The sequence below is a fragment of the Streptomyces sp. SID5785 genome (genome assembly GCF_009870065.1).
Taxonomy (GTDB): Bacteria; Actinomycetota; Actinomycetes; order Streptomycetales; family Streptomycetaceae; genus Streptomyces.
Map to the genome: position 1 here is coordinate 1 of NZ_WWIA01000439.1, position 5,322 is coordinate 5,322.

General features: G+C 73.4%; 4 protein-coding genes. 2 read left to right on the forward strand and 2 right to left on the reverse strand.

Annotation, left to right across the window (positions count from 1 at the left end):
• Positions 1-368: 368 nt before the first annotated feature.
• The gene (gene meaB, locus GTW43_RS14590) at positions 369-1,325 is read right to left on the reverse strand and encodes a methylmalonyl Co-A mutase-associated GTPase MeaB (RefSeq protein WP_161302261.1); all 957 of its coding nucleotides are present in this window, start codon (positions 1,323-1,325) and stop codon (positions 369-371) included.
• A gap of 39 nt (positions 1,326-1,364) precedes the next feature.
• A complete protein-coding gene (locus GTW43_RS14595) occupies positions 1,365-2,567 on the reverse strand; it encodes an acetyl-CoA C-acetyltransferase (protein WP_161302263.1) in 1,203 nt (400 codons plus the stop codon).
• Between the two features lie 137 nt (positions 2,568-2,704).
• On the opposite strand from GTW43_RS14595, the gene mce reads away from it, so the two are divergent.
• Positions 2,705-3,145: a methylmalonyl-CoA epimerase gene (gene mce / locus GTW43_RS14600; protein ID WP_161302265.1), complete on the forward strand. Its 441-nt coding sequence runs from the start codon at positions 2,705-2,707 to the stop codon at positions 3,143-3,145.
• A 231-nt stretch (positions 3,146-3,376) separates the two neighbouring features.
• The coding region (scy, locus tag GTW43_RS14605) for a polarized growth protein Scy (RefSeq protein ID WP_343246006.1) at positions 3,377-5,322 on the forward strand (1,946 nt) is incomplete at its 3' end.

The following is a 5,322-nucleotide window of genomic DNA, read 5'->3' on the forward strand; positions in this document are numbered from 1 at the left end:
CCCCGGAGGGGGCGGGACGGTGGGAACAAGGGGCCACCCCAGCGCGGGGAGAAACGCACCGCAGCACAGGCAAGTCGAACGCCCCCGGACCGCGCACCCTCGGCGCAGACCACACCGGCCCCGCAGACCCTCCCCGGCGCAAACCGCACGGGCCTCACAGACCCGGCCCCCGGCGCACACCGCACAGACCCCACAGACCCGGCCCCCGGCGCACACCGCACAGACCCCGCAGACCCTCCCCGGCGCAGACCACACCGGCCCCGCAGACCCTCCCCGGCGCAAACCGCACAGACCCCACAGACCCGGCCCCCGGCGAAAGACCGCACAGGCCCCCCAGTCCCGCCCCCCGCCGGCCAGGCGCCAGGCGTTCAGCCTCGCGTCAGCGTGCTGACCAGCTCGTCCGCCGCCCGGTACGGATCCAGCGTGCCCGCCACGATCCGGTCCGCCAGTGCCCCGAGCCGCCGGTCGCCGGACAGGTCGCCGATCCGCTCCCGCAGCGCGGTCATCGCGATCGTCTCGACCTCCCGGGCGGCCCGCGCCGAACGCCGCTCCGCGAGCACCCCGCGCTCCTCCATCCACGCCCGGTGCTTCTCGAGCGCCTCGACGACCTCGTCGATGCCCTCGCCCCGCGCGGCGACGGTCTTGACGATGGGCGGGCGCCAGTCACCGGGGCCCCGGGACTCGCCGAGGCCGAGCATGTGGTTGAGCTCGCGGGCGGTGGCGTCGGCGCCGTCCCGGTCCGCCTTGTTCACGACGTAGACGTCGCCGATCTCGAGGATTCCGGCCTTGGCCGCCTGGATCCCGTCGCCCATGCCGGGGGCGAGCAGGACGACGGAGGTGTCCGCCTGGGACGCGATCTCGACCTCGGACTGGCCGACGCCGACCGTCTCGACGAGGACGACGTCGCAGCCGGCCGCGTCGAGCACCCGGATGGCCTGCGGTGCCGCCCAGGCGAGACCACCCAGATGGCCGCGGGTGGCCATCGAGCGGATGTAGACGCCGGGGTCGGACGCGTGGTCCGACATCCGCACACGGTCGCCGAGCAGCGCCCCGCCGCTGAACGGCGACGAGGGGTCGACCGCCAGGACGCCGACCCGCCTGCCGGCCCGCCGGTACGCGCTGACCAGCGCCGACGTCGAGGTCGACTTGCCGACCCCGGGCGACCCGGTCAGCCCGACCACGTACGCGTTCCCGGTGAGCGGGGCCAGTGCGGCCATGACCTCACGGAGCTGCGGGGACGCCCCCTCCACGAGGGAGATCAGCCGGGCCACGGCCCGCGGCCTGCCCTCCCTCGCCTGGGCGACCAGCGTGGGGACGTCCTGCATCACAGCTCCGTTCACTCGGTCCCGTACAGCAAACTGCGGTTACGCCTTCGGTACCCGCACGATGAGCGCGTCACCCTGACCGCCGCCGCCGCACAGCGCGGCCGCGCCGACGCCGCCGCCGCGCCGCTTGAGCTCGAGGGCCAGGTGCAGCACGATGCGGGCGCCGGACATCCCGATCGGGTGACCGAGGGCGATCGCGCCGCCGTTCACGTTCACCTTTTCCGTGGACACTCCGAGGTCCTTCATCGACTGGACGGCGACGGCCGCGAACGCCTCGTTGATCTCGACGAGGTCGAGGTCGCCGACGGCGATGCCCTCCTTGTCGAGGGCGTGCCGGATCGCGTTCGACGGCTGGGACTGCAGGGAGTTGTCGGGGCCCGCGACGTTGCCGTGCGCGCCGATCTCCGCGATCCAGTCGAGGCCGAGCTCCTGCGCCTTCGCCTTGCTCATGACGACCACCGCGGCGGCGCCGTCGGAGATCTGCGAGGACGTGCCGGCGGTGATGGTGCCGTCCTTGGCGAACGCGGGGCGCAGCTTGCCGAGGGACTCGGCCGTGGTCTCCGCGCGGATGCCCTCGTCCTTGCTGAACAGGATCGGGTCGCCCTTGCGCTGCGGGATCTCGACGGGCGTGATCTCGGCCTCGAACAGGCCGTTCTTCTGCGCCGCGGCCGCGCGCTGGTGGGACAGCGCCGCGATCTCGTCCTGCTCGGGGCGGGCGATGCCGAGGCGGGTGTTGTGCTTCTCCGTCGAGGCGCCCATGGGGATGTTCTCGAAGGAGTCCGTCAGGCCGTCGTACGCCATCGCGTCGAGCATCTCGACCGCGCCGTACTTGTAGCCCTCGCGGGACTTGGGGAGCAGGTGCGGGGCGTTGGTCATCGACTCCTGGCCGCCCGCGACCACGATGTCGAACTCGCCGGCGCGGATGAGCTGGTCCGCGAGCGCGATGGCGTCGAGGCCGGAGAGGCAGACCTTGTTGACGGTCAGCGCCGGCACGTTCATGGGGATGCCGCCCTTGACGGCGGCCTGGCGGGCGGGGATCTGCCCGGCACCCGCCTGGAGCACCTGGCCCATGATCACGTACTGCACCTGGTCGCCACCGATTCCCGCACGGTCGAGGGCGGCCTTGATCGCGAAGCCGCCGAGGTCGGCTCCGGAGAAGGACTTGAGCGAGCCGAGCAGACGGCCCATGGGCGTCCGCGCGCCCGCGACGATCACTGAGGTGGTACCGGTCGTTCCAGACATGAGGCACGGCCCCTTGGAGATGAGGAGTGAACGAGGGTTTACCCGAATGTACTGAGCGGTACCCCGTGCGTCATCGGAGCGACGGTGTGATCGCGCGCACGTTGCGTGACCACCGGGAACCGCGCTGCACTGGACCCATGCTGACGCGAATCGACCACATCGGGATCGCCTGCTTCGACCTCGACGCGACCGTCGAGTTCTACCGGGCCACGTACGGCTTCGAAGTCTTCCACTCCGAGGTCAACGAGGAGCAGGGCGTGCGCGAGGCCATGCTCAAGATCAACGCCACCGACGACGGCGGCGCCTCCTACCTGCAGCTCCTCGAGCCGACCCGGGAGGACTCCGCGGTGGGCAAGTGGCTGGCCAAGAACGGCGAGGGTGTGCACCACATCGCCTTCGGCACCGCGGACGTCGACGCCGACGCGGAGGCCGTCCGCGGCAAGGGCGTGCGGGTGCTCTACGACGAGCCGCGGACCGGTTCGATGGGTTCGCGGATCACCTTCCTGCACCCCAAGGACTGCCACGGCGTGCTGACCGAACTCGTCACCGCAGCACCCCAGGAGTCGGCGGAGCACTGACCTCCACATACTCGGGCCGGTAGGGTTGGGGGGCGGCCGTCGCGCGCGACGCGGCAGCCGTGGCCGGGGTCCGGGTATCGGGGGACGAGGTCGGTGCGATCGGGCAGCCAGAGCCGAGGTCCGACAGCGCCGCCGTGTTCGATCTGACACCATTCCCCGGGGGCCCCGTCCGGCGGACGGACTGGGCTCTTGAAGAAGTACTTGCGACCAGGGGACGGATGGGACCGCGCAGTGCGGGGCTACGAGAGCCAGGACGGCCGGCGGCCGGCTGAGACCGACCATCTCTCGCGGTTCGAGGCCGAGATGAAGCGGCTGGAGACCGAGCGGGAGAAGGCTGTCCAGCACGCCGAGGACCTCGGCTACCAGGTGGAGGTGCTGCGCGCCAAGCTGCACGAGGCGCGCCGCAGCCTCGCGACCCGGCCTGCCTACGACGGGGCGGACATCGGCTACCAGGCCGAGCAGCTGCTGCGCAACGCGCAGAGTCAGGCCGACCAGCTGCGCGCCGACGCCGAGCGCGAGCTGCGCGAGGCCCGGGCGCAGACGCAGCGCATCCTCCAGGAGCACGCGGAGCAGCAGTCGCGGCTCCAGTCCGAGCTGCACACCGAGGCGGTCAACCGCCGGCAGCAGCTCGATCAGGAGCTCGCGGAGCGCCGCCGCACGGTCGAGAACCACGTCAACGAGAACGTGCAGTGGGCCGAGCAGCTGCGCGCCCGCACCGAGCAGCAGGCCCGCCGGCTGCTCGACGAGTCCCGCGCCGAGGCGGACCAGGCGCTGGCCGCCGCCCGCGCCGAGGCCGAGCGGGTCGCCGCCGAGGCCCGCGAGCGGCTGACCGGCGAGGCCGAGTCGGCCCGCGCCGAGGCGCAGGCCCTGCTGGCCCGCGCCCGCCAGGACGCCGAGCGGCTGCTGACCGCGGCGTCCACGCAGGCCCAGGAGGCCACCGACCACGCCGAGCAGGTCCGCACGTCGACGACCGCCGAGTCGGACGCCGCGCGCCGCCAGGCCGGTGAGCTGAGCCGGGCCGCCGAGCAGCGCTTGTCGGAGGCGGAGGCGGCGCTGCGCGAGGCCCGCACCGAGGCCGACAAGGTGCTGGGCGAGGCCAAGGACACCGCGGCGAAGCAGCTGGCGAGCGCCGAGTCGACGAACGAGCAGCGCACCCGGACCGCGAAGGAGCAGGTCGCCCGGCTCGTCCAGGAGGCCACCAAGGACGCGGAGGCCACCAAGGAGGAGGCCGAGCAGGCCCTCGCCGACGCCCGTGCCGAGGCCGAGAAGGTGATCGCCGAGGCCAAGGAGAAGGCGCGTACGGTCACCGCGGAGGAGACCGCGGGCGAGCTCGCGAAGGCCGCCAGGACCGCGGAGGACGTCCTCAACAAGGCGTCCGAGGAAGCGAAGTCGACGACGAAGGCGGCGGCCGAGGAGGCGGAGCGGATCCGCTCCGAGGCCGAGGCCGAGTCGGACCGGCTGCGCGCCGAGGCGCACGACCTGTCCGAGCAGCTCAAGGGCGCGGCCAAGGACGACACCGAGGAGTACCGGGCCAAGACGGTCGAGCTGCAGGAGGAGGCGCGCAGGCTGCGCGGCGAGGCCGAGCAGCTGCGGGCCGAGGCCGTCGAGGAGGGCGAGCGGATCCGGGCGGAGGCCCGGCGCGAGGCCGTCCAGCAGATCGAGGAGTCGGCCCGGACCGCCGAGGAGCTGCTCTCCAAGGCGAAGGCGGACGCGGACGAGCTGCGGTCGGCGGCGACGACGGAGAGCGAGCGGGTCCGGACCGAGGCGATCGAGCGGGCGACCTCCCTGCGCAAGCAGGCCGAGGACACGCTGGAGCGCACCCGCGCCGAGGCCGAGCGGTACCGCACGGAGGCCGAGGAGCAGGCCGAGACCACCCGCGCGGACGCGGAGCGTGCCGCGCAGACCCTCAGGGACGACACCGAGCGTGCCCTGGAGGCACGGCAGGAGGAGGCGGCCCGCGAGCTGACCCGCCTGCACACGGAGGCCGAGGAGCGGCTCACGGCGTCGGAGACGACGCTGACCGACGCCCGGACCGAGTCCGAGCGGCTGCGCAAGGAGGCGGCCGACGAGGCGGAGCGGCTGCGCGCCGAGGCCGCCGAGCGGGTCCGCACGCTCCAGGCGCAGGCCGAGACGGAGGCCGAGCGGCTGCGCACGGAGGCCGCGGCGGACGCGTCGAC

What these genes read in the sequence shown, in the direction of transcription:
- meaB (WP_161302261.1), bottom strand. Translation starts at nt 1,325, where the DNA reads ATGCAGGACGTCCCCACGCTGGTCGCCCAGGCGAGGGAGGGCAGGCCG.
- GTW43_RS14595 (WP_161302263.1), bottom strand. Translation starts at nt 2,567, where the DNA reads ATGTCTGGAACGACCGGTACCACCTCAGTGATCGTCGCGGGCGCGCGG.
- mce (WP_161302265.1), top strand. Translation starts at nt 2,705, where the DNA reads ATGCTGACGCGAATCGACCACATCGGGATCGCCTGCTTCGACCTCGAC.